General features: G+C 60.3%; 25 protein-coding genes, 1 pseudogene and 1 riboswitch. Of the genes and pseudogenes, 12 read left to right on the top strand and 14 right to left on the bottom strand.

All coding sequences use genetic code 11. The features are described from left to right. Positions 1-33: 33 nt before the first annotated feature. Complete coding sequence (locus ALTER154_RS17020; RefSeq protein WP_160088762.1) at positions 34-687, bottom strand: TIGR04211 family SH3 domain-containing protein; 654 nt, start codon at positions 685-687, stop codon at positions 34-36. A 346-nt stretch (positions 688-1,033) separates the two neighbouring features. Then, a complete protein-coding gene (locus tag ALTER154_RS17015; RefSeq protein ID WP_160088760.1) occupies positions 1,034-2,557 on the bottom strand; it encodes a fumarate hydratase in 1,524 nt (507 codons plus the stop codon). Between the two features lie 287 nt (positions 2,558-2,844). Between ALTER154_RS17015 and ALTER154_RS17010 the strand changes: the two genes are divergently transcribed. Genes ALTER154_RS17010 through ALTER154_RS17000 form a run of 3 tightly spaced genes read left to right on the top strand, consistent with a single transcriptional unit; the run spans position 2,845 to position 5,726 of the window. Continuing rightward, positions 2,845-3,972 (top strand): diguanylate cyclase, encoded by a 1,128-nt coding sequence (locus tag ALTER154_RS17010; RefSeq protein WP_160088758.1) that lies wholly within the window; start codon positions 2,845-2,847, stop codon positions 3,970-3,972. Then, complete coding sequence (locus ALTER154_RS17005) at positions 3,965-4,906, top strand: iron-sulfur-binding ferredoxin reductase (RefSeq protein ID WP_160088756.1); 942 nt, start codon at positions 3,965-3,967, stop codon at positions 4,904-4,906. Before ALTER154_RS17010 ends, ALTER154_RS17005 begins: the two co-directional genes overlap by 8 nt. A gap of 46 nt (positions 4,907-4,952) precedes the next feature. Then, on the top strand, positions 4,953-5,726 hold the full coding sequence (locus ALTER154_RS17000) for an enoyl-CoA hydratase (protein WP_160088754.1): 774 nt from the start codon (positions 4,953-4,955) through the stop codon (positions 5,724-5,726). Between the two features lie 61 nt (positions 5,727-5,787). Here the strand turns inward: ALTER154_RS17000 and pyk are convergent, their stop codons facing one another. Together pyk and ALTER154_RS16990 are read right to left on the bottom strand one after the other, a co-directional pair. Then, on the bottom strand, positions 5,788-7,239 hold the full coding sequence (gene pyk / locus ALTER154_RS16995) for a pyruvate kinase (RefSeq protein WP_160088752.1): 1,452 nt from the start codon (positions 7,237-7,239) through the stop codon (positions 5,788-5,790). Positions 7,240-7,327: 88 nt separating this feature from the next. Next, the gene (locus ALTER154_RS16990) at positions 7,328-8,125 is read right to left on the bottom strand and encodes a tetratricopeptide repeat protein (RefSeq protein ID WP_160088750.1); all 798 of its coding nucleotides are present in this window, start codon (positions 8,123-8,125) and stop codon (positions 7,328-7,330) included. Positions 8,126-8,274: 149 nt separating this feature from the next. On the opposite strand from ALTER154_RS16990, the gene ALTER154_RS16985 reads away from it, so the two are divergent. The 3 genes from ALTER154_RS16985 to ALTER154_RS16975 all read left to right on the top strand — a co-directional run bounded on the left by ALTER154_RS16985 (position 8,275) and on the right by ALTER154_RS16975 (position 9,705). After that, on the top strand, positions 8,275-8,649 hold the full coding sequence (locus ALTER154_RS16985; protein ID WP_160088748.1) for a tetratricopeptide repeat protein: 375 nt from the start codon (positions 8,275-8,277) through the stop codon (positions 8,647-8,649). A gap of 210 nt (positions 8,650-8,859) precedes the next feature. Beyond that, entirely contained in the window at positions 8,860-9,282 is a 423-nt protein-coding gene (locus ALTER154_RS16980; protein ID WP_160088746.1) for a DUF4124 domain-containing protein, read from the top strand. Between the two features lie 60 nt (positions 9,283-9,342). After that, positions 9,343-9,705 (top strand): PilZ domain-containing protein, encoded by a 363-nt coding sequence (locus ALTER154_RS16975; protein WP_090255242.1) that lies wholly within the window; start codon positions 9,343-9,345, stop codon positions 9,703-9,705. Positions 9,706-9,790: 85 nt separating this feature from the next. Here the strand turns inward: ALTER154_RS16975 and mqo are convergent, their stop codons facing one another. Both mqo and ALTER154_RS16965 read right to left on the bottom strand, forming a co-directional pair. Then, positions 9,791-11,293 carry a malate dehydrogenase (quinone) gene (gene mqo, locus ALTER154_RS16970; protein WP_160088744.1) on the bottom strand — a complete coding sequence of 501 codons (1,503 nt, stop codon included), beginning with the start codon at positions 11,291-11,293 and terminating at the stop codon, positions 9,791-9,793. A 454-nt stretch (positions 11,294-11,747) separates the two neighbouring features. After that, positions 11,748-11,981 (bottom strand): hypothetical protein, encoded by a 234-nt coding sequence (locus ALTER154_RS16965; RefSeq protein ID WP_090255238.1) that lies wholly within the window; start codon positions 11,979-11,981, stop codon positions 11,748-11,750. A gap of 230 nt (positions 11,982-12,211) precedes the next feature. On the opposite strand from ALTER154_RS16965, the gene ALTER154_RS16960 reads away from it, so the two are divergent. Beyond that, a complete protein-coding gene (locus ALTER154_RS16960; protein WP_090255237.1) occupies positions 12,212-12,796 on the top strand; it encodes a YajG family lipoprotein in 585 nt (194 codons plus the stop codon). Between the two features lie 85 nt (positions 12,797-12,881). Here the strand turns inward: ALTER154_RS16960 and ALTER154_RS16955 are convergent, their stop codons facing one another. Then, positions 12,882-13,088, bottom strand: a complete 207-nt coding sequence (locus ALTER154_RS16955; protein WP_160088742.1) for a hypothetical protein — start codon at positions 13,086-13,088, stop codon at positions 12,882-12,884. A gap of 273 nt (positions 13,089-13,361) precedes the next feature. On the opposite strand from ALTER154_RS16955, the gene ALTER154_RS16950 reads away from it, so the two are divergent. Further along, positions 13,362-13,649, top strand: a complete 288-nt coding sequence (locus ALTER154_RS16950) for a hypothetical protein (protein WP_160088740.1) — start codon at positions 13,362-13,364, stop codon at positions 13,647-13,649. Positions 13,650-13,713: 64 nt separating this feature from the next. Here the strand turns inward: ALTER154_RS16950 and ALTER154_RS16945 are convergent, their stop codons facing one another. After that, positions 13,714-14,880 (bottom strand): 1-acyl-sn-glycerol-3-phosphate acyltransferase, encoded by a 1,167-nt coding sequence (locus ALTER154_RS16945; RefSeq protein ID WP_178126369.1) that lies wholly within the window; start codon positions 14,878-14,880, stop codon positions 13,714-13,716. A 128-nt stretch (positions 14,881-15,008) separates the two neighbouring features. Here ALTER154_RS16945 and ALTER154_RS16940 point away from each other — a divergent pair, with 128 nt between their 5' ends. Genes ALTER154_RS16940 through ALTER154_RS16930 form a run of 3 tightly spaced genes read left to right on the top strand, consistent with a single transcriptional unit; the run spans position 15,009 to position 16,127 of the window. Then, positions 15,009-15,191: a CPXCG motif-containing cysteine-rich protein gene (locus tag ALTER154_RS16940; RefSeq protein ID WP_160088736.1), complete on the top strand. Its 183-nt coding sequence runs from the start codon at positions 15,009-15,011 to the stop codon at positions 15,189-15,191. Continuing rightward, positions 15,191-15,451, top strand: a complete 261-nt coding sequence (locus ALTER154_RS16935) for a DUF2007 domain-containing protein (RefSeq protein ID WP_160088734.1) — start codon at positions 15,191-15,193, stop codon at positions 15,449-15,451. The genes ALTER154_RS16940 and ALTER154_RS16935 overlap by 1 nt, the downstream gene beginning before the upstream one ends. A 58-nt stretch (positions 15,452-15,509) precedes the next feature. Next, a complete protein-coding gene (locus tag ALTER154_RS16930) occupies positions 15,510-16,127 on the top strand; it encodes an SOS response-associated peptidase (RefSeq protein WP_160088732.1) in 618 nt (205 codons plus the stop codon). A 64-nt stretch (positions 16,128-16,191) separates the two neighbouring features. Here the strand turns inward: ALTER154_RS16930 and ALTER154_RS21370 are convergent, their stop codons facing one another. Both ALTER154_RS21370 and ALTER154_RS21365 read right to left on the bottom strand, forming a co-directional pair. Beyond that, positions 16,192-17,034 (bottom strand): methyl-accepting chemotaxis protein, encoded by an 843-nt coding sequence (locus ALTER154_RS21370; protein ID WP_372239961.1) that lies wholly within the window; start codon positions 17,032-17,034, stop codon positions 16,192-16,194. A 15-nt stretch (positions 17,035-17,049) separates the two neighbouring features. Then, a pseudogene (locus ALTER154_RS21365) lies at positions 17,050-17,214 on the bottom strand (HAMP domain-containing protein); the annotation flags it as partial. A gap of 1,291 nt (positions 17,215-18,505) precedes the next feature. Here ALTER154_RS21365 and ALTER154_RS16920 point away from each other — a divergent pair. After that, complete coding sequence (locus tag ALTER154_RS16920; protein WP_160088728.1) at positions 18,506-19,318, top strand: M48 family metallopeptidase; 813 nt, start codon at positions 18,506-18,508, stop codon at positions 19,316-19,318. A 54-nt stretch (positions 19,319-19,372) separates the two neighbouring features. On the opposite strand, the gene ALTER154_RS16915 is transcribed toward ALTER154_RS16920, so the two are convergent. The 4 genes from ALTER154_RS16915 to ALTER154_RS16900 all read right to left on the bottom strand — a co-directional run bounded on the left by ALTER154_RS16915 (position 19,373) and on the right by ALTER154_RS16900 (position 22,743). Next, a complete protein-coding gene (locus ALTER154_RS16915; protein WP_160088726.1) occupies positions 19,373-19,816 on the bottom strand; it encodes a ketosteroid isomerase-related protein in 444 nt (147 codons plus the stop codon). A 105-nt stretch (positions 19,817-19,921) separates the two neighbouring features. Further along, a complete protein-coding gene (locus ALTER154_RS16910; RefSeq protein ID WP_090255215.1) occupies positions 19,922-20,506 on the bottom strand; it encodes a TMEM165/GDT1 family protein in 585 nt (194 codons plus the stop codon). A gap of 76 nt (positions 20,507-20,582) precedes the next feature. Further along, positions 20,583-20,714: riboswitch (yybP-ykoY riboswitch) on the bottom strand. Between the two features lie 36 nt (positions 20,715-20,750). Then, positions 20,751-21,749: a class I SAM-dependent methyltransferase gene (locus tag ALTER154_RS16905; protein ID WP_160088724.1), complete on the bottom strand. Its 999-nt coding sequence runs from the start codon at positions 21,747-21,749 to the stop codon at positions 20,751-20,753. A 28-nt stretch (positions 21,750-21,777) separates the two neighbouring features. Continuing rightward, positions 21,778-22,743: a 2-hydroxyacid dehydrogenase gene (locus tag ALTER154_RS16900; protein WP_160088722.1), complete on the bottom strand. Its 966-nt coding sequence runs from the start codon at positions 22,741-22,743 to the stop codon at positions 21,778-21,780. Between the last annotated feature and the right edge of the window lie 32 nt (positions 22,744-22,775).

The following is a 22,775-nucleotide window of genomic DNA, read 5'->3' as shown; positions in this document are numbered from 1 at the left end:
GATTATCTATTAGGTTCGCTGTATTTCAACACCTCAAACCCACTGATCATTGCGCTTACGCCTTACGCGCAGCATGGTCGGCAGAACCAGTCCTGCGAGTAGCCCAGCGCCGGCGATGCCGCCGCCGTAGGCCATATAGCGCATCAGCACTTGCTGGTTTTCCTCACCCAGTTGCGCTTGCAGCGCGCGCAGTTCGGAGTTGGTCTGGCTTAGCTCACTGTCCAGCGCTGAGCGCGCGGTTTGCAGTTCGTCGATCAGGGTTTTGCGTGAATCCAGGGTTTCCTGCATGCCCTGCACGCGGGTTTTCCAGGTGTCGTTGATGCCTTCAAGTTCGCTGCTCAGTTGCGCCACTTGCTGTTCCAGCTGCGGCAGGCGCTCGGCCTGGCCAGGGAGGTCCTGCAGGTCGCGGTTGGCGATCCATACGGCGTTGCCGTTTTCGCCACGCACCTGGCTGTAATCGCCGGAGGTTTGCAGCAGGGTGACCTTTTGCCCGGAAACCAGGGTGCCGACGATCCGGTAGCCATCGGTTGGGCCGCTGCGTACATAAGTGTTCAGGCTGTCGCTGACCCAGCGGTTGCTGCTGGCATTTTCTTCGGCTTGAGCGCTCACGCCTGCCAACAGGCAGGTAGCGAAGGCGAGGTTGTGCAAAGGGCTAAAAATGGATGGGAGATGGCGAGATAGGGACATGGGGCAATCTTCACATGGCGATTGAACGAAACCCTCAGGCGGGTGCGATAAAGGCCGGCCAGGCGCATTGCCATGAGCAGTTAGACGATCGGGATGGAGTGGCGCTATGCAGCTGCTCGCTGGGCAAATTGCCATGCAATCCGCTCGGCGGGCCGACAGCAGACAGACACTTAGCGAGCGCGGGGAGTTCACCCAGCGACGGGTTACGGGATGGATGGTTGGTATTTCTGCCTAGCTTGCCGGGTAGTTCACAGCCTGGCTGGCCGCTCAATCTGACGCTGCGTTCGCGAGTGCTAAAAACAACAAACCCGGCACATGGCCGGGTTTGTTGTTTTTGCCGCAGGGCTTACTTGATCTCGACGGCCAGGTTGTCGTGGATCTTTTTGTTCCAGATCGCAGGTCCTGTGATATGCACCGACTCGCCCTTGGTGTCGACCGCCACGGTGACTGGCATGTCTTTCACGTCGAACTCGTAGATGGCTTCCATACCCAGTTCGGCGAAGGCCACCACGCGCGACTTCTTGATCGCCTGGGCGACCAGATAAGCAGCGCCGCCAACGGCCATTAGGTACACGGCCTTGTTGTCCTTGATCGCTTCGATGGCAATCGGGCCGCGCTCGGACTTGCCTATCATGCCCAGCAGGCCAGTGCTTTCGAGGATCTGCCGGGTGAACTTGTCCATCCGCGTGGCGGTGGTCGGGCCAGCTGGGCCGACGACTTCTTCGCGTACCGGATCAACCGGGCCGACGTAATAGATAAAGCGGCCTTTCAGATCGACCGGCAGCTCTTCGCCCTTGTTCAGCATGTCGACCATGCGCTTGTGCGCCGCGTCGCGGCCGGTGAGCATCTTGCCGTTGAGCAGTACGGTTTCGCCCGGTTTCCAGCTCTGCACGTCTTCTGGGGTCAGGGTATCCAGATCAACGCGGCGCGCGCTCGGGCCGGCTTCCCAGACGATTTCCGGGTAGGCGGAGAGATCCGGCGCTTCCAGTTCAGCCGGGCCATTGCCGTCGAGCACGAAGTGGGCGTGGCGGGTGGCGGCGCAGTTGGGGATCATGCACACCGGCAGGCTGGCGGCGTGGGTTGGATAATCCATGATCTTCACGTCGAGCACGGTGGTCAGGCCGCCGAGGCCCTGGGCACCGATGCCCAGCTGGTTAACTTTTTCGAACAGTTCGAGGCGCATTTCCTCGATCTTGTTCTGCGGGCCGCGGGCTTTCAGCTCATGGATGTCGATGTGCTCCATCAGCACTTCCTTGGCCATTACCGCAGCCTTCTCGGCGGTGCCGCCGATGCCAATGCCGAGCATGCCCGGCGGGCACCAGCCGGCGCCCATTTCCGGGACGGTCTTGAGTACCCAGTCGACGATCGAGTCGGACGGGTTGAGCATGGCCATCTTCGATTTGTTCTCGGAGCCGCCGCCTTTGGCAGCGACATCCACTTCCACCTTGTCGCCAGGGACGATGGAGTAGTGGATGACGGCCGGGGTGTTGTCTTTGGTGTTCTTACGTGCGCCGGCTGGGTCGGCGAGGATCGAGGCACGCAGGACGTTTTCCGGCAGGTTGTAAGCGCGGCGCACGCCTTCGTTGATCATGTCGTCGACGCTCATGGTGGCGCCGGTCCAGCGCACGTCCATGCCGACGCGGATAAATACGGTGACGATGCCGGTGTCCTGGCAGATCGGCCGATGACCGGTGGCGCACATGCGCGAGTTGATCAGGATCTGCGCCATGGAGTCGCGCGCGGCGGGGGACTCTTCGCGCAGGTAGGCCTCATGCATGGCCTGGATAAAATCCACGGGATGGTAATAGGAGATGAATTGCAGGGCGTCGGCGACGCTCTGGATCAGGTCGTCTTGCTTGATCACGGTCATGCTTGGCGCTCCTTTTTGTAGGGGAGGAGTAGGGCAGGAACTTCGAACAGCGCAGGGTCACGGCCCTGCGCAGTGCTATCAAGGTCAAAGGGCATAGCCAAAGCACAAGATAAAAAGGCGCGGCAGTATACCGCGCACACCGCCAGGCGGACACCTGTGCCGGCCCAGACCATGGTCGCTGGTCGGCTATTTGAGCCGACTAATGACGCGGCAGCGGCCTAGGCATTCTGTGATCACAGGGGTAGAGTGGCGGCTAGATGCCAGCATGGGACGGAGCCCATAAACCCATGAGCCTAAGTAGCCAGCGGGTAACCCAGCGATCACTGCAAAGCCTGCTGCTGAAGCGTTTCGGCATGGCAGTGGCGACCTATGCAATGACTGGGCTGCTGTGCTGGGCTGCTGTATTCGCTGGGCTGTTTCATGCCTCGCCTCTTACCGCGCTGACCATCACTGCCTTGGCCGCCGCTAGCCAGCTGGTGTTCCTCGTGCTGTTTCTGTCCCATTTCAACCTGCGATTGTCCGACCCCAGCCTGACTGAACCGCAGGTGCTGGTGGCGTTGGCCTGGCTGACGGTGCTGCTGTCACTGTTCAGCGAAGGGCGCGGCAGCATGCTGGTGATTTACCTGCTGATCATGCTATTCGGCGTATTTCAGTTGCCGCCGCGGGTCTTCGCTCGTTGCGCGCTGTTTGCCTTCTTCGGCTTTGCCGGCCTCAACCTGTATGAAGCCTATACCCTGCAGTTGAATGAGCCGCGTGCGGCCTTTATGCAGGCGTGTGTGCTGGCCGTGGTGCTGGTGTGGCTGTGTCTGTTTGCCAGTTACGCCCAAGCTATGCGTCAGCGCATGCGCCAACGGCGTTTTGCCCTGCAGGCGCATCAGGACACGCTGCGTGGCATGATGCGTCAACTGGAAGACCTGGCCGCCACGGACGAGTTGACCGGCCTGTGTAATCGCCGGCACTTCCTGCGTCTTGCCAGTCGTGAACTGGAAGGGCTACATCATGGGCGTCAGCATGGTCTGGCGCTGCTCGATCTGGATCATTTCAAGCGGATCAACGATATCCATGGTCACGCTGCCGGGGACCGGGTTTTGCAGACGTTCGCCGCTGTCGCCCGCGCCTGCCTGCGCGATGGTGATGTGGTCGCCCGCTACGGCGGTGAGGAGTTTGTGTTGTTGTTACCCAATACCGAAGCCGATCAGTTCACCGCCTGCTGCGAGCGCCTGCGTGAGGCTTTCAGCCGCGCCGAGCCGCTGGGCGTGAAAGTGGCCAGCCTGAGCGTGTCCATCGGCATGACCCTGCTGACCGTGCACGATGATCTCGACGAAGCCCTGCAACGTGCCGATCAGGCGCTGTACCAGGCCAAGCGTGACGGCCGTAACCGTTGCGCGGCGACCTGGGAGGATGTGGATGCCTGAGTTACGGGCCGCTGATCGCTGCCTTGATGTCGCTCCCGCCAGTAACCTGCTGGACAGCCTGCTGGCTGCCGGCATTGCCGTGCCCTACAGCTGCCGCGCCGGCAGTTGTCATGCCTGCTTGGTACGTTGCGTGGGCGGTGAGCTGCTGGATGGCAAACCGGAAGCTCTGGACGATGCGCGGCGTGAGCAGGGCTGGCGCCTGGCTTGTCAGTGCCGGGTAGTCGAGGATGTGCAGGTCGAGGTGTTCGACCCGCTGCGTGATGCTGCTCCAGCCGTTATTCACAGTTGCGATTGGCTCAGCAGTGATGTGCTGCGTCTGCGCCTGACCCCACAGCGGCCGCTGCGCTACAGCGCCGGCCAGCACCTGCAACTCTGGACTGAGGACGGCATAGCCCGACCTTATTCGCTGGCCAGCGTGCCGGGCGATGATCCTTGGCTGGAGTTTCATATTGACTGTCGACACGGCGGTGCCTTTGCCACGGCAGCGCGGGCGTTTCAGCCGGGTGGCAACCTGCGTCTGGGCGAATTGCGCGGTGCGGCGCTGCATTATGACCCGGACTGGCAAGCCCGCCCGCTGTGGCTGATGGCCTCTGGCACCGGCTTGGCGCCGCTCTATGGGGTGCTGCGTGAGGCAATACGTCAGGAGCATCAGGGCGCCATTCGGGTTATTCACCTGGCCCATGATGCAGCCGCACATTATCTGGCTGAGCCCTTGCTGGCGTTGGCTACCAGCCATTCGCAGGTGCAGGTCGAGTTGCTCACCACGGCCGAGTTGACGGCTGCTTTGGCCGAACTGCGCCTTGTTTCACGGCAAACCATCGCCTTACTCTGCGGCCACCCCGACAGCGTCGAAACCTTTGCGCGCCGCCTGTATCTGGCGGGTTTACCGCGTAACCAGGTGTTCGCTGACGTCTTTTTGCCCCACGCGCGCTAGCCGTTCAGGTTCTCAGCTCGCGGGTGGCCTGCCGTGAGGATTGATGATGAGCGAGCACCTGCTGGTTGAGCGTGAGCAAGGGTTGCTGACCCTGCGCATGCTCCGCCCCGACAAGAAGAATGCCCTGACCCGTGCCATGTACAGCGGCATGGCCGAAGTACTGGTGCAGGCCGATCAGGATAAAAGCGTGCGCGCCGTGCTGATCACCGGTGGCGACAGCTGCTTTACCAGCGGCAATGATGTCGCCGACTTTATCAAGGCGCCGCCCACCGGGTTGAACAGCGAAGTGTTCCAGTTTATGCAGGCGCTGTTCGAGTTCAGCAAGCCAGTGGTGGCCGCCGTCAACGGCCCGGCAGTGGGCATCGGCACCACCATGCTGCTGCACTGCGACCTGGTGTATGTCAGCCGTGATGCCACGCTGAAGATGCCTTTCGTCAACCTGGGCCTGTGTCCCGAATACGGTTCCAGCCTGATCCTGCCGCGCTTGCTCGGCCACGCCCGCGCTGCAGAACTGTTGCTGCTTGGGCAGAGTTTTACCGGTGAGCAGGCCGCAACCTGGGGCATCGCCAATCAGGCGCTGGATAGCGGCGCGGCAACTCTGGCCAAGGCCCGCGAAATGGCCCTGCGCTTCCAGCAATTGGCACCGGCTGCAGTGGCGGACAGCAAACGCCTGATGCGTGCACCGAATCGCGAGCAACTGCGCCGGGTTATCGAGGAGGAGGGCGCATTGTTCGGCCAGCGTCTGCGCTCGCCGGAAGCCATCGAGGCGCTGACGGCCTTTATGCAGCGGCGCACGCCCGACTTCAGCAAGTTCGCCTGATGCCCTGAGGCAAACAAAAAGGCCGCTCGATTGAGCGGCCTTTTGCGTTGCTGCGAAGCAGTTAAACGAGTGCTTCACCCACATGCAGCAGCTTCATGGTGTTGGTGCCGCCGATGGTGTGGTAACTGTCGCCCTTGGTCAGGATTACCCAATCACCAGTCTGGACCACGCCGCGCTTGAGCAGCTCATCTACTGCGGCCTGGCTGACTTCCGCAGGTTGCAAGGCGGCTGGATCGAACGGCACGGTGTAGACGCCGCGGAACATGGCCGCGCGGGCCTGGGTTTCGCGGTGCGGGGAGAAGGCGAAGATCGGCACCGAGGAGCGGATGCGCGACATGATCAGCGGGGTGTAGCCACTCTCGGTCAGCGCGATGATCGCCTTCACACCAGGGAAGTGGTTGGCCGTGTACATGGCCGCCAGGGCAATGCTTTCGTCGCAGCGCTCGAACTCGGTGCCCATGCGGTGGCTGGATTTTTTGCTGGTCGGATGCTTTTCCGCGCCCAGACAGATACGTGCCATGGCCTGCACCGCTTCCAGCGGGTAGGCCCCGGCGGCGCTTTCCGCCGAGAGCATCACAGCGTCGGTGTAGTCGAGCACGGCGTTGGCCACGTCGGAGACTTCCGCGCGGGTCGGCATCGGATTCTGGATCATCGACTCCATCATCTGCGTCGCGGTGATCACTGCCTTGTTGTGGCGACGTGCGTGCAGGATGATTTTCTTCTGGATGCCGCACAGCTCGGCATCGCCGATTTCCACACCCAGGTCGCCACGGGCAACCATCACCGCGTCACTGGCGCGGATCAGGCCGTCGAGGGTTTCGTCGTCGGCTACCGCTTCGGCGCGCTCGATCTTCGCCACCAGCCAGGCGGTGCCGCCGGCTTCGTCGCGCAGCTTGCGCGCGTAATGCATGTCGTCTGCATCGCGCGGGAAGGACACGGCCAGGTAATCCAGCTCCATCTCAGCAGCCAGTTTGATGTCTGTCTTGTCTTTTTCGGTCAGCGCCGGCGCAGTCAGGCCGCCGCCACGGCGGTTGATGCCTTTGTGGTCGGACAGCGGGCCGCCAATGATCACTTCACAGTGCAGGGCATCTGCGGTGGCTTCCATCACGCGCATGACTACGCGGCCGTCGTCGAGCAGCAGCTCGTCGCCGACGCCGCAATCCTTGACCAGGTCCGGGTAGTCGATGCCGACGATGTCTTGCGTACCAGCAGTCAGCGGATGGCTGGTGGAGAAGGTGAAGCGGTCGCCCAGCTTGAGCTCAATGCGCTTGTTGGCGAATTTGGCGATACGAATTTTTGGGCCTTGCAGATCACCCAGTAGCGCTACGTGACGGCCGTGTTTGGCAGCCAATTCGCGCACCAGCTTGGCGCGGGCTTTGTGCTCATCGGGCGAACCGTGGGAGAAGTTCAGGCGGGCGACATCCAGGCCCGCGATGATCAGTTGTTCAAGCACCTCTGGACTGTTGCTAGCGGGGCCGAGGGTGGCGACGATTTTGGTGCGGCGAAAGGTCATGCACAGACTCCTGAGTGGCAGCTGCGCATGAGGCTACTATGCCGCAACCCTGTAGTCATTGTTCCTCTGTACTACCTTGGCTCACCTACTAGCGATTAAGTGCCTGATCCAGATGACGGGCGGCCTTGGTGTTTAGGTCGCTATTGGGGAATTGCACCAGTAGACGACGCAGGTAGGTGATGGCCTTGTCGCGGCTGGCCTGCGGGTTGTCTGGTGCCAGGTACATCAAGCCGAGTTGGTACAGGGCTTTTTCCTTGATGTCTGCAGGGATGCCGGGGTCGCTCAATGCCAGCAGGTACAGCTCTTCAGCTTCACTGACGCGGTTTTTCAGTACGGCGCGGCGCGACAGCAGGGTCATGTCGGTATCGAGGCTGGGCTTGTACAGGTCCAGTTGCTGATTGGGCTTCCAGTGCGCCAGCAGTTCGCGCGAGGTCTTGTGTACGGGCTCGTCTGCGCGCTCGCGGATCATCACAATCCGCGCCTCGGCCCGTTCGGCGGCGCGGCTGGATGGGAACTGGTTAAGCACCTGATAGAAGTAGTTGAGCGCTTTATTGTCGTCGCGCTGGTCGTTGAAACGGTTCATATAGAGCAGGCCGATCTGGTACAGCGAGATGGCACGCACCTCATCGCTGAGCTTCTCGTCACGGTAACCGGTGAGGTACAGCTGCTCGGCTTGTTCGCTTTTGGCGTCGCGGATGGCCTGGGCACTGTAGGTCAGCAGGTCGCCTTCATCCTCAATGGCTGCGAGCATGCGGTTGTTCTTCAGGGTTTTGTATTCGACCACTTCGTTGGTGGTGATCTGCGCAATAAACAGCGGTGTGGTGGGCGAGCAGGCGCTCAACAGAGCGGTACACAGCAGCACTAACAGGCGAGGTGACGACGACATGACAGCTCCTGGGCGCAATGGCCGTTGCGCGCCAGTCTAGTCAGGCGAGCGGGCGGTGGCCAAGTGGCTGGCGGCATTACCCATCAGAGGATATGTTGCTGCAGAATTTTCCTGGGCAGTCGATACACTGCTCATCGGAGGAGAGGCTTATGCGCTTAGTGTTTATTGTTCTGCTGGTGCTGGGTGTAGCGGGGTGCAACCGTTACTCGTTTGATCACCACCTCAATAGTGCCTATGAGGCCTATGACCGTGGCGAGTGCGAAGCAGCGATCCTGTCGCTGTCCAAGGCCGAGCGCAACAGCCGTTCGCGGCGTTACATGCAGCCGGAAATCTCCCTGCTGCGCGGCCAGTGCCTGGAACGTCAGGCGCTGTTCGTTGATGCGATGCAGACCTATCAGTTCATCGTCACCAACTACCCGGCCAGCGAGTACGCCTATCGCGCCCGTGCACGCATGGATACTCTGCGCGAGCTGGGGCATGAAGGCGCTGGTGCGGCGGTCAAGGTCACCCCGGTCAAGCCCTGACCGCTGGTCGTCACAGGCCATAGAAGGCTCTACTCGGCAGTAAGCTGAGGTTTTATAACCTGCTCACGGTCTGCTGCGCGTCGGCCCTACTGCGTTAAAAACAGGCTCGGAATGCTCATTTACAGCGAGTAAACTCCGCTTCCTCGCCTGTTTTTGTCTTGTATGGCTCTAGCTCGCTAGATCGTGAACAGGTTCTTAGGGAGGGAATCCATGCGCGTCTTGTTGTGCCTGTTGCTATTGCCGGGGTTGGCGGCTGCGGAAATCTATCGCTGGACCGACGCCAATGGCCAGGTGCACTTCGGTCAGCGTCCAGCGGCGGCTGGAGCCGAAAAGGTCGAAGTCAAACCGCAGGTGGTCGAACGCGATCAGCTGACCCGTGAGCGCGAAGAGCGTACCAATCGTTTTTACGATGCACGCCGCGACGAGCAGGCGCAGGTTTCGGCTGTGGCTGCGGAAAAACAGGCCAAACGCGCCGAGGAATGTCACGAGCTGCGCAAAAAACTGGCCTCGATCCCTGAGGGGCGAAGCTATTACCGCACCGAGGCGGATGGTCAGCGCAGCTATTACAGCGATGAGCAGGTTGATACCGCCCGTCAGCAACTCCAGAGTCGGGTGTCTGAACGCTGTTCCTGAAACTGGTTTAAGCGCAGTAGTGGGGCCATACTCAATGGCCATCAATAGCGATTTGCCACTATGCAAAAGCATATTCAGCGCAGCATCGAACGCCATCAACTGCCCTACTACTTGAAGGTATTCAATCGCATCACCGACAAGCCCATGGGCTATATCGGTAATGTCTCATTGGACGGGTTGATGTTAATCAGTCAGCTACCCCTGTTAGTGGGCGCGCGTTTTGATATGCGTCTGAAAATTCCTGGGCACGATGCCCCGCACTACATCGACTTTTCGGCCACCTGCCAATGGTCCCGAGAGGATGTAACCCCCGGCAGTTATGACTCGGGTTTCGCCCTGGTCGCGCCCCCAGGTGATTACGTCGAGATGGTTGATGCCTTGCGGCATTACTTCAGTTTCCGGCCGATGCCCGCATCCGCTTAAATAGGCGATTAGCCTGAAACGGCCTTCAGCGAATGAAAGGCAATAAAAAACCGCCCCGAGAGGCGGTTTTTTATTGCAGTACGGTTTAGGCGCTGACGGTTTGTTCCAACTGCAGCAACGCGTCGGAGCGCGATTGCACTTCGCGGTAGCGCTCGGCATCGCTGGCGAGCACTGCGCCCATGGCTGGGAAGATCTCGTTCAGCTTGCTGCGCCACTGCTCTGATTTGACCTGCGTGCCGAAGCAGCGCTGGATCAGATCAAGCATGATCGACACGGTGACCGAGGCACCCGGCGATGCACCGAGCAGGGCGGCAATGGAGCCGTCTTCGGCCGCGACCAGTTCGGTCCCGAACTGCAGGATGCCACCGTTCTTCGCATCCTTTTTGATGATCTGCACGCGTTGACCGGCGATTTCCAGGCTCCAGTCCTCGGCCTTGGCCAGTGGATAGAAGCCGCGCAGGGTTTCCAGGCGCAGGGCTTCGGATTGCAGCACTTCCTTGACCAGGTAGCGGGTCAGGTCGAAGTTGTCGCGCGCCACGGCCAACATTGGGCCGATGTTGTTAAAGCGAATCGACAGCGGCAGATCAAGGAACGAACCGCGCTTGAGGAACTTGGTGGTGAAGCCGGCATAGGGTCCGAACAGCAGCGAGGTTTTACCGTCTACAACGCGGGTGTCCAGGTGAGGCACTGACATCGGTGGCGAGCCCACGGCTGCCTGGCTATAGACCTTGGCCTGATGCTGTTTGACCACGTCCGGGTTGTCGCAACGCAGCCACTGGCCGCTGACCGGGAAGCCGCCGAAGCCTTTGCCTTCCGGGATGCCAGACATCTGCAGCAGCGGCAGCGCCGCGCCACCAGCGCCGAGGAAGACGAATTTAGCCTGGATCTCGCGGTTGTTGCCGCTTTGCAGGTCCTTGACGCTGACCCGCCAGCCTTGGCCGCTGCGCTTCAGGCCAACCACTTTTTGGTTGCAGGAAACCTTGGCATCAGCTTGCTGGCCAAGGTGCGCGAGCAGGTGCGTGGTCAGGTTGCCGAAGTTGACGTCGGTGCCCGCCATGACGCGAGTGGCTGCAATTGGCTCGTTCGGGTCGCGGCCCGGCATCATCAGCGGCATCCACTCCGCCAGGGTGGCTTTGTCTTCGGTGTATTCCATGTCCGCAAAGGCATGGTGCACGGTCAACGCCTGGAAGCGCTTCTTCAGGTAATCGATACCTTTCTGGCCGCGAACGAAGCTCAGGTGTGGCACTGGATTGATGAACGATTTGGGCGAACCAAAGCGGCCTTTCTCGACCAAGTAGGCCCAGAACTGCTTGGACTCTTCGAACTGAGTATTGATGGTTACCGACTTCTTGATGTCGATCGAACCGTCTGCCGACTCCGGCGTGTAGTTCAACTCACACAAGCCGGCGTGGCCGGTGCCTGCGTTGTTCCAGGGGTTGGAGCTTTCGATTGCCCCCGATTCCATCATTTCGAGCACTTCCAGCTTGATCGCCGGGTCGAGCTCTTTGAGCAGTACGGCCAAGGTCGCACTCATGATGCCGGCACCTACCAGCACCACATCCATTGTTTCGTAATCGTTTTGCGCCATTACCACTTCTCCGCAAACCAGCACTCAATAGACGTTCGTCAGCTTATGTATGCACACAGCCAATCAGCAGTCGGCGAGACGCTCAGGGTTGAGGGAAGCAGGCTTCTGGAAGCAGATGCCAACCGCGAGATCGTTCATTTTCGCCACACTCTTGTGAAGTTTTCCAAACCGTTCTTTCCACGCTCTTTTGGAGTCGTGAACCTCAAAACACGTCTGCTGGGCACGCTTTTCAACGACATAGAACGGCCATGCAGCGATTGCAGGCGTTATACGTGGGAGTAAGCGGCAGCCGGAAGGCAGCGCGAAGTGGGCGACTCTCTGGGGCGGAGCTGGTGCAATGGAGCATCAGCGATACGGCAAGGCCCGAACAGGAGGCGTCCTTATAATCGGGGCGAGATTATAAGGGCAAAGCAGGAAAATTGATCGCCTGGTGTGACTTTTCTTCTTCCGCCGGTCAGGCTGCCAGCGTTTGCCGCACGCGCAGGCATGGCGTGACCTGGGCAGTTCTGGCGCTAGCGGGCAGCGGTCGGTTGAGCCAGCTCAGGCAGCTGTGTTGCACCTCAATCCAGCCGGAGCCTTGTGGCGCCTGGGCTGACTGGCGCAATGCGCGGCAGATGCCTTGCGCATCGACCAGGGCAAATGAGCGCATCGAAGGGCGTGGGGCGAGCAGGTTGCGCAGTGAGAACATGGCGAATCACTCACGAACAAGGAAGACTAAAGTCTTATGCCTGAAGTGGGTTACAGGGGTGTTACGGGAACCAGTAAGCGCGATAAGCGTCCTAGGTTCTGTCGCCGTTTCATCGTGAGCCGCATTGCTGTGAGAAATGGCAGCAGACCCTGGCAAGCAGCGCTGTCAGGCATTTGCCGCGCTGGTTATACTGCGCGCCACTTCTACCCCTTATGTATGGAGAGTTGAGCATGCTGCATCGTCTGCTGTTTGGTCTGGTGGCTGTTGCCAGCCTTACTCTGGTGGGTTGTGCCCACAGCCCGCAACAACTCAGCCCACAACCCAAGCTTAATAGCCCGCTGACCGCTGTTGGCCAAGGCCAGCCGGTGGTGGTGCGCGTAGCCGATGGCCGTCCTTCGCCTGTATTGGGAACTCGCGGTGGTCTCTACCCGGAAACCAGCGCCATCAGCGTGAGCGGCCAGGACATCCTGCCCAAGCTGCAGGCCCAGGCTGAAGCGGCTGTACGTTTGCTCGGCTTTACCCCAAGCGCGAATGCCTACAACGCGCCGCAGCTGACCCTGACCCTGGCCGAACTGAAATACCAGTCGCCGAAAGAAGGCATGTACGTAACCGAAGCTGACATGACCGCTACCTTCCGGGTTGACGTGCAGAACAGCAGCCGGCGCTACAGCGGCCGTTACGGTGCCTCGTTGAACCAGCGTTTTGGCATGGCGCCGAATCAGGCGACCAATACCAAGCTGGTTGGTGATGTGTTGAGCGACGCCCTGACCCGCGCCTTCAAGGACCCGACCATCGGCCAGATGCTCGGGCAGTAAGCCTTATCGCTGTAATCAAAAAGCCCGGATTGATCCGGGCTTTTTTACATCTGCGCTTTGTACGCCTAAAACGATAACCCCTGCCTCAGGCCGCTTCGCTGTAAAAATCCGGCATGCTCATGCCGGTCAGCGTATCGACATCAGGCAGGGCGTAATGCTCGTGGCCGCCCATGGCGCAATAGACCAGCCAGTGGTCGTCCTGCACATTGAAAGACAGCCCGTTTACGACATCGTCCACCTCATCCAGCGAGTCGATCAGGTAGTCGCGGTCTTGCGGTTGGGCATGCAGCATGGTGTGTTCCTCCATGGATGTTTAAGACCTGTCGCCATGCTTGAAGCCTTTTTGGCCAGGGCGTTGCGACGAGTGTTAGACCATAGTTCACGAAGATGACAGTGTTTAGACCGCTTAGTCATAGTGGCTGCGATTCGTCGGAATCGAGCCGCGAGTGCTGCAACCTTCGGTAGACTCCGCGACCGTATTTGGGCTGCCCGGTCGTGCATCGGGTGTGCTGCTAATTAGGCGCGATGTTGGTCGCATGCCTTACAGACGTAGTAGAGGTCGAGGATGTCGTTGCAAGCGCTTTGGTTGCTGATCGAAGGTCAGCCTGGGCAGTGGCTTAATGGGCTGGCGCTGTTTTTTGCCTTGGCCGGCGCCTGGTTGCTGTTGGCTACCCGTCTGCGTGAGCAGCGTGCACAGGCCCGCGTGTTGGCGGGTAATGAGTTGAATGAGCTGGCGGAGCAGGCCTACGCCTGTGATGAACCTACATGGCGGCTGAACCAGTTTTTCGTCCGGTTTGGCTCTGTCTGCCTGGGGGGCGCACTGCTGCTGTCCTGGCTTAGTACGCGGCTGTAATACGCCCTCTGCGGCAATAAAAAACGGCAGCCATGGGCTGCCGTTTTTTATTGCCGCGGTTTGCCTAAAGCGGCAGACCAGCTTTGATCCGGTACTGGTTACGCACCGGGTTGGCGTATTGCAGAATCAGATAGGGCTGCTGCTCGCTCGGGCAGTTGGCCAGGCGCCGCTGCCATTCACTCTCGGCCGCGCTTAGCTCCTCGGCAGGAAATACGTCTGCGGCGCTGGGTACGGCCAGTTCCGGGTCGCGATCCACCCACATGGCGTAGGCCAGGTAATGCACAGGAAATAGCCGGTAGCCGGTGAGAATCTGCCTGTCCATTTCCGCAGCCAGCAGTTTGCTGTCTTCAATCCCTTGGCTGACCGGCGCACCGAAGTGCACATGCACGCGACCTTTGTAGCCCGTAATGCCGAGGGCAATGCTCTGGTCATCCTCGCCCGCCGCTTTGGCGTAGCTGCCAGTGCTGGCGCGGATAAACAGCTCGCGGGCCTTGGCCTGGTCGCAGGGGTCGTACTCGTAGCTGATCGATACTGGCGTCAGGCGCAGGGCGTTGATCACTTCGGCGAACGGCTCGCCCTTGCGGCTCATATGGAACATCTTGAGGATCGCCGAATCGGTGCGGTCATCACCATCCTTGGCGCGGCCTTCGGCCTGGGCGATCCAGATCGACTCGCTATCGTTGCGGATTGAGTGATTGATATAGGCCGACAGCAGCTGATAGGCCGCCAACTTCTCGCGCCGTCCGCTGATCGAACGGTGCACGATAAAGCTCTTGTTCAGGCGCATCAGGTCGCTGACAAACGGCTTCTGCAGCAGGTTGTCGCCGATGGCGATGCGCGGCGTCGGCAGGCCAGCGTGGTACACCGCGTAATTGACGAACGCCGGGTCCATGACGATATCGCGGTGGTTGGCGAGGAACAGATAGGCGTTGCCGGCCTGCAGGTGCTCGATACCGGAATAGCTCACGCCATCGGTCGCCTGCTCGATAGTGCGATCGACATAGCTCTCGATGCGCGTCTGTAATTGCGCCACTGAACTCACGTCGCGAAACTCAAGACGCAGGCGATAGGCTATAAGTGGTTTAAGCAGCCAGCCTAGCGAAGACGCCAGGCGCGGGAAGCGGAACTGAGTGAGGATGCCGAGAAACGCATCGTCGGCCAGCAGGCGCGCCAACACGGCAGGGACTTCGGCGTCGGCGTAAGGTCGGATGGCATCGAATTCGCCCATCATGTTCTCTTGTTGTGGGTGGCTATGGAGATGCTCACTGCGCTGAACGTCGGGCGTGAGATTGAACAACACGCGACTGCAGGGCCAGCTATAGACCAGCGATTATAACGCCAAGTCACAAGGAGGCAGCGATGCTGGAAAGTCAGGACTACCAATGTCCTTATTGTGGTGAGCAGGCTGAGGCGTTGCTCGACCTGTCGGCAGGCGATCAGGAGTACATCGAAGACTGTCCGGTGTGCTGCCGGCCGATTGTGTTTTCGCTGCAGACGGATGGCGAGGACTGGAGCCTGGACGTGCGCGGGGAGAATGATTGATGCAGCGAATCTACGAGCCGCAAGACCTGATGGAGGGCGAGCTGCTGCTGGGTATGCTGGCCAGTGAAGGGATCGAGGCCTACCTCACGGGGCGGCACTTGGCCGGCGCTGTGGGCGAGCTGCCGGCCTGTGGTCTGCTTGGTGTGATGGTGGATGATGACCAAGCGCACCGCGCGCATCAGCTGATCGCCGCGTACAATGCCGCCTTGCCACTGCCCGGCGATGAGCCGGATATCCTACAAGGTACGTTGCTCTGCTGATTGCGGTCTGTAGCGCTTCTGCCCTGCGGCCTTTCCTTCAAGTGTTATCGAGTTTCCCATGTGTGGACGTTATGCCCTGTTCCGTTGGACGCCTGCGTTTGCGGCGATTCCCGGTTTTCCTGCTGATCAGTTACCGCACTGGAGTATTTCGCCGCATAGTCAGGTGTTGCTGTTGCGCAATGTCGAGGGCGAGCGCCAGTTGACGCGTGCACGCTGGGGGCTGACTCCGCCCTGGCTGACGGATCTGACCAAGACTCCCGCCCAGGCGCGAGCGGAAACCCTGGCGGAGCAGCCGATGTTTCGTGAGGCGTTTCGTCTGCGCCGCGGCCTACTTCCTGCCAACGGTTTTTATGAGTGGCGCGGTACTGCGCGCAAGCGCCCGTACTGGCTTACGGGTGATGCCACGCCGCTGTATTTCGCCGCCTTATGGGAGGCTTATCCGGTGGAGGGGTGTGTCTACTTGAGCGCCGCAGTGGTGACTCAGGCGGCTGCTAGCCAGCGGCGCCCGCTGATTCTCGATGACGCGGGTCAGGCGGCCTGGTTAGCTGCCGACACACCGGCGGTTGAGTTGCAGGCTTTATTGGCGAGCCCGCAACCGGCGCTGCGTGAGCGAGTGCTGGCCAATCTGATCAATGATCCCAAGCTGGATGCGCCTGAGTGCCTGACGCCGGCCTAGGTTATTAACAAGGTGCAAAAAAAGGGCGGACTGCATAGCCGTCCGCCCTTTTGCTTACGCGTAGTCAAACCTTGAACTGATTGATCAAGCGACGTTGCTGTTCGGCCAGTTGGGTCAATTCGGCGCTGGCCTGGCTGGCTTCATCAGCGCCACCGGCCACTTCATTGGCCACTTGGCCAATGTTGGTGACGTTACGGTTGATGTCTTCGGCCACCGCACTTTGCTCCTCGGCGGCGCTGGCGATCTGCGTGTTCATGTCATTGATCACCGAGACCGCCTGAGTGATGGACTCCAGTGCTTCAGCGGCCTGGCTGGCCTGCTGCACGCTGACCTCAGTCTTGCTCTGGCTGTCTTCCATGACCGTGACGACATCGCGAGTGCCTTGTTGCAGTTGCTGGATCATGGTCTGGATTTCTTCGGTGGCCTTTTGGGTTTTCTGCGCCAGATTGCGCACCTCATCGGCTACCACGGCAAAGCCGCGACCCTGTTCGCCGGCACGGGCGGCCTCGATGGCAGCATTGAGTGCCAGCAGGTTGGTTTGCTCGGCAATCCCGCGAATGGCGACCAGGATGGCGGTGATGTTCTCGCTGTCCTTGGCCAGTGTTTGTACCACGGTGACCGCGCGACCAATTTCTTGTGCCAGGGCGGCAATTGCCTCGGCGGTGTGTTGCACTGTCTGTTTGCCTTGATTGGCGGCGCGGTCTGCATGGTTGGCGGCTTCGGCGGCATGGGTGGCGTTGCGTGCCACGTCCTGGGCGGTCGCGGTCATTTCATGTACGGCGGTAGCGACCAGTTCGATCTCCGCCAGCTGCTTCTGCACGCCCGTGTTGGTGCGGATGGCGATGTCGGCGGTGTGTTCGGAAGAGTCGCTGACTTTCTGCACCGAACTGACCACCTGGGTAATCATGCTTTGTAGCTTACCGAGGAAGGTGTTGAAGCCCCTGGCGATATCGCCCAGTTCATCGCTGCGGTTCACGTCCAGGCGGCGGGTCAAATCGCCATCGCCCTGGGCAATGTCGTCGAGCATGACCACCATCTGTCGCAGTGGGCGGGCGATGCCATAGCCGACGAACCAGATCACCAGCATGCCAAGGCCTGCAACCAGTAAACCCACCAGTGCCATGCCCAATGTATCTGCTTCGGCCTGCTGAGTGAGGCCGGCCTGCAGTTCATTCAGGTCCGCAAACACGGCACTGGTTGGCAGAACGATGGCCAGGGTCCAGCGTGTCGAGGTGCCAGCCACTTGGAACGGCAGCAGCAGTTGGAGTAGTTGGCGCTCTTCGTCGAGTTTGTTGATCGGCTGCTCATTGCTGCTCTGCTTGAGCTGGCTCAGAAGCTCGGCATCAATCGCCTTGCTTGCCGGCTGGCCAATTAATGCGGCGTCCTGGGTTGCGGCGATCAGGGTGCCGTTGGACGCAATCAAGGCCAGTTCCCCGGCGCCGTCATACAACCCGGCCTTGGCGGTTGTGAGCAGCTCCTGAATAAAGTCCAGGGCCAGGTCGTTGCCAGCTACGCCGCGGAATTGACCATTGACCATGATCGGCGCGTTGAAGGCGGCAACCAGCACCTGCTTACCGCCAAAGTCATAGGAGGCGGGGTCAATTACGCAGGGTTTGCCAGTTTCCTTGGGGCACAGGTAATACTCGCCTGTGCGCACCCCGGTGGGTTGAATTTCTTCACTTTCCATTTGCTCAACGGTCAGTGCGTCGAGCTTGATTTGGTCGCCTTCTCGGTACCACCAGGGCATGAAACGGCCGGTGTTGTCGTACCCATTCTCTTTTTGGTCAACATACAGGTCGTCGTCCTGGTCGAACGCGTTCGGTTCCCAGCCGATATAGAGGTCGATGAGTTCTGGGTTGACCTTGAGGTACTCACTGACCAGCTTGCTCAGTTCCTCGCGAGTCAGGCTGATACCGGGGCTGCCATCGGCACTGGCCATCTGGCTGTTGAGGGTGGCCAGGGATTTGGCAACGGTCATGGGACGTTCGAATTGGCGCTGCAGTTGGCCAACCTGGGCTTGAGCCAGAGCGTTCAGGCGCTGATCAATCACTGTTTCGAGCAGCGCCTGGGTGCGCTCTTGCACCTGGGTCTGGGTACGCCCCCCGGCGAACAGGGCGTAGAGTACCAATGCGACGATAACAGCCAGGATGCTGGCCCCCGCCATAAGCGCAACGGAAGACTGGATCGATTTGAATCGCATAGGGACTCCTCAACTACGGGTTACACCTGTCCCTGGTATATCGGCTGTGTAGCTTCAAAGCATTAGCTCGATTCTGTGATTTAGCAACGTGTGCGGCGGCCTATTCTGCAGCGCCTGCGGGTTGTGTTGCCCAGGTGCACGGCCTAGCATACGGTCCCTGTCGTGAAGGAGAACTGACATGAATACCCCATTTCGTCTGGCCGCTTTGGCGCTCTGCAGCCTGCTGACGGCCTGCCAGGCCGTAAACACCACCAGCGGCGGCGCTGTCGGTGTCGAGCGCAAGCAGTACATGTTCAGCATGCTCTCGACCCAAGAAGTCAATCAGATGTATGCGCAGTCCTATCAGCAGACCCTCGGCGAGGCCTCCAGTAAGGGTGTGTTGGATAAAACCAGTAACAATGCCAAGCGCTTGCGCACCATTGCCGACCGTTTGATCAAGCATGCCCCGTTGTTTCGTCCGGATGCGGCGCAGTGGCAGTGGGAGGTCAATCTGATCAAAAGCCCTGAGCTGAACGCCAACTGCGGCCCGGGTGGGAAGATCATTTTCTACAGCGGGATCATCGAAAAGCTCAAGCTCACTGACGATGAAATCGCCGCGATCATGGGGCACGAAATGGCCCACGCACTGCGTGAGCACAGCCGTGAGTCCATGTCCAAAGCCTATGGTGTTGAGCTGGCCAAGCAGGGCGCTGGTGCCTTGCTGGGGCTGGGTTCCGACAGTTTGGCGCTGGCCGATGCCGCCGTGCAGTACGGCATGATGCTGCCAAACAGCCGTGGCAATGAGAACGAGGCGGATCTGATTGGCCTGGAGCTCGCAGCCCGGGGTGGCTACAACCCCAATGCTGCGGTCAGCCTGTGGCAGAAGATGGCCGCCGCCAGTGAAGGCGCGCCACCTGAGTTCATGAGCACGCACCCGTCATCCAATAGCCGTATCGCGTCTCTGCAGGCAGCTATTCCCAAGGTGATGCCGCTGTATGAGCAGGCACGCTAATCCGCGTTAAGCAAAAAGCCCCCAAATGGGGGCTTTTTATTGGGTGTTTGTTGATCAGGGCAAGGCTTTGGCCGCAAAGGGTTGGGTGGCCAGGCCCAATTGTGAGCGGAAGCTCTCCATGTCAAACATGGTGCAGATTTCCTGAATTTCATTAGTGGAGGTAATGGTCCAGAAGGCCATGGCTGAGATGCTCAGCACCTTGTCACTGGGCGGGTAGCCGAGTGCGGGTTTCTGGATGGTGCCGATCAAGGTGCTCCAGGTGACCACTTTGTTGTCTTCGGCGATGCACTCCTCGACCACCACCTGCAGGTCCGGCATGGCATGGCGGATGTCCTGCACCATCTGGGCAAAGGCAGAGCTGGTCAGCGGTCTGCCAATAAACGAACTCTTATAGAGAAAGTCTTTGCTGTGCAGTTGTTCTGCCAGCGCCGTGCGGCCTTTATTCCAAGACAGGTCTATATGGTGGCGGACCAGTTTTTTCCGATCATCCAGTGACATGGGCGTCTCCCTGACGGCTGTGTGGGCAGAATGTTGCGCACTGTAGCAGCCGCCTGGAAGCCGAGGTATTGGCCGAAACGCCAGTCTCCTGGCGTCAACTAGCTGTCAGACAAATCCGCTGAATTTCAGTGCCTGGTACACCGCATACACCGCCAGTGCTGCAAATGCACAGGCGGCCACACGGCGGATCAGTGTCAGTGGCAGGCGTTCCGCCGCGAAGTTGCCGGCCAGTACCACTGGCACGTTGGCAATCAGCATGCCGAGGGTTGTGCCAATGACCACCAGAACAAAGTACGGGTACTGCGCGGCCAGCATCACCGTGGCGACCTGGGTTTTGTCGCCCATTTCCGCGAGGAAGAAGGCAATCAGGGTGGTCAGGAATGGCCCGTAGCGCTTGAACTTTGAGCTTTCGTCGTCATCCAGTTTGTCTGGGATCAGTGTCCACAGAGCCACAGCTACAAAGCTGGCAGCAAGAATCCAGCTCAGGGTGGCGGGGGAGAAGAAGCTGGCAACCCAGTTGCCGATGGCGCCGGCCGCAAAATGATTAGCCAGTGTGGCGACCACGATGCCCCAAATGATGGGCCACGGTTTGCGAAAACGCGCAGCCAGCAGTAAGGCGAGCAACTGCGTTTTGTCGCCTATTTCGGCCAAGGCCACGATAAAGGTGGGGACAAACAGGGATTCGAGCATCAGGCTTTCCTAAAGGGGCGGGTCGACATGGCTATGACACGTACAGCCTTCCCGCCCCGGGTAAGGTGTGCGTGTCATAGGTCTTGTCAAACCGCAGGCCCCACTGGGTGGGCCTTGGGTCGCACGCGCCATGCTCTGCTGAGCAAGTATGTTGACGCGTGCCGGGCGAGCTGGCGCTCACGGGAGACTACTCCCCTAGGACGCGCGCATTCTGCCCGCGCATCCGTGATAGGGCAAGCCCCGTTTAGCTGTTGCTGGCGCGGTAGATGCGAAAGCCTTTGGCGTCGGCCAGGGTCTGGCAGGGGCCGAGGTGCTGTTCGATCAGCGGTGGATACTTGAGAAAACTGTTGGCCACCAGGCGCAATTCGCCTTTGCTGGTCAGGTGTTGGCGGGCTTGGCGCAGCAGGTGTTCGGTGGCCTGGTAGTGAGTGTGCACGCCTTGGTGAAAGGGCGGGTTACTGAGGATGGCACTCAGACCCGTGGGTGCCGCATCAATGCCGTCGCCATTGATCACGTCAGCCTGCAGGCCATTGGCTGCAAGGGTCAGACGGCTGCTTTCGACGGCAAAAGCGTCCACGTCCAGCAGGGTGATCTGGCTGTCTGGGTAGCGGCGTTTCAGCGCCGCGCCGAGTACGCCGGCTCCACAGCCGAAATCCAGAATATGTCCGCTGGGCAAGCCATCGAGGTGTTCAAGTAGCAGGGCACTGCCTACGTCTAGGCGGCCATGGCTGAATACGCCCGGCAGGCTAAGCACCTGCAGCGGTCCGTCGGTCAGGGCCAGTTCGTAGCGTTGTGCCAGGCTGTGCAGATCCGGCGCGGCGGGTGCGTACTCAACCCGTACTTGCCAGAGCTGGCAGTGCCGCGCGCTGTCGAGCTTGCGTGCTTGACCGAAGTTCGCCAGCTGCTTGGCGGCGCGCTCAATGCCGGCACGTTTTTCACCGACCAGAAACAGTTCGCGGCCATTCAGGCGCGCCGCCAGGGCATTGAGTAGGTATTCGGTCAGCTCGCGGGACTTCGGCAGAAACAGCACGGCTGCCTGGAAGTCGCGTTCTCCAGGTTGAGTGCCAAAGTGACAGCGAGTGCTGAAGCGGGCATCCAGCAGTGCGTGCTCGCCGGCATGCCAGCTCCAGCCGTGGGCTTCAGGAAGTTGGCCAAGCAGATCATCTGCTGGTAAACCGGCAAGCAGCAGCGGGCCGTTGAATAGATCAGCCTGGCGTAGCAGTACTTCGCTTCGCGGGTCCATAAGCGCTCCTCGAAAAAAGTCGCGTAGCTTAGCTGACAACGCGCATAGGCGTGCCGTTGAAGAAGGCCAGAGCATTTTCACTCAGTTGGCCGACAATGCGTTGCCGCGCTTCGCGGCTGCCCCAGGCGCTGTGCGGGGTGATGATCAGCCTTGGAATATCGGCGGCGAGCAAGGGATTGCCATCTTTCGGCGGCTCCTGGGTCAGTACATCGGTTGCCGCCCCGCCCAGGTGCCCGGCGCGCAGTGCGTCAGCCAGGGCTTGCTCATTGATCAGGCCGCCGCGGGCGGTATTGATCAGAAAAGCGGTGGGCTTCATCAGGCTGAGTTCGCGGGCGTCGATCAGGTTCAGGGTGTCGCTGTTCAGTGGGCAGTGCAGGGTCAGCGCATCGACCTGGGGCAGCAACTCATCCAGTGACAGGCGGTCTTCACGCGCAGGACGGCCAGGCAGCTGGCCGAGCAGCACGCGCATCCCAAAGGCTTCGGCCAGTTTGGCGACTGCACCGCCCAGCTCACCATGGCCAAGCAGACCAAGGGTTTTGCCGTGCAGCTCGACGATCGGGTGATCAAGCAGGCAGAACTGCTGCGCCTGCTGCCAGTGGCCTGCGCGAACGTCCTGCTGGTAATCGGGCAGGCGCGTGGCCAGGGCAAGAAGCAACATCAGGGTGTGTTGTGCCACCGATGGCGTGCCGTAACCCTGGCAGTTGCTGACGATCACGCCGTGGGCGCGGGCTGCGCTGAGATCAATCGGGTTGGTCCCGGTAGCGGCCACCAGTACCAGCTTCAGCTCCGGGCAGGCGGCGAACACCTCGGCATTCAGCGGCACCTTGTTGCTGATCGCCACCTGCACGCCCTGCAGGCGTTCGATGGTTTGCGCCTGGGTGCTGTGCGGATACAGCTGTAGGTCGGCAAAGCAGGCGCTCAGACTGGACAGGTCGAGGTCGCCCAGGTCGAGTGAGTTGTGGTCGAGAAAGGCGGCGCGGTGACTGTTACTCATCAGCTGTATCTATCCTGCGGGTTTGAGCGGGG

Source organism: Pseudomonas sp. 9AZ (genome assembly GCF_902506525.1).
GTDB classification, from domain to species: domain Bacteria; phylum Pseudomonadota; class Gammaproteobacteria; order Pseudomonadales; family Pseudomonadaceae; genus Aquipseudomonas; species Aquipseudomonas peli.
Note: the sequence above shows the minus strand (reverse complement) of the source record. Positions and strands in the feature narration are given on the sequence as shown.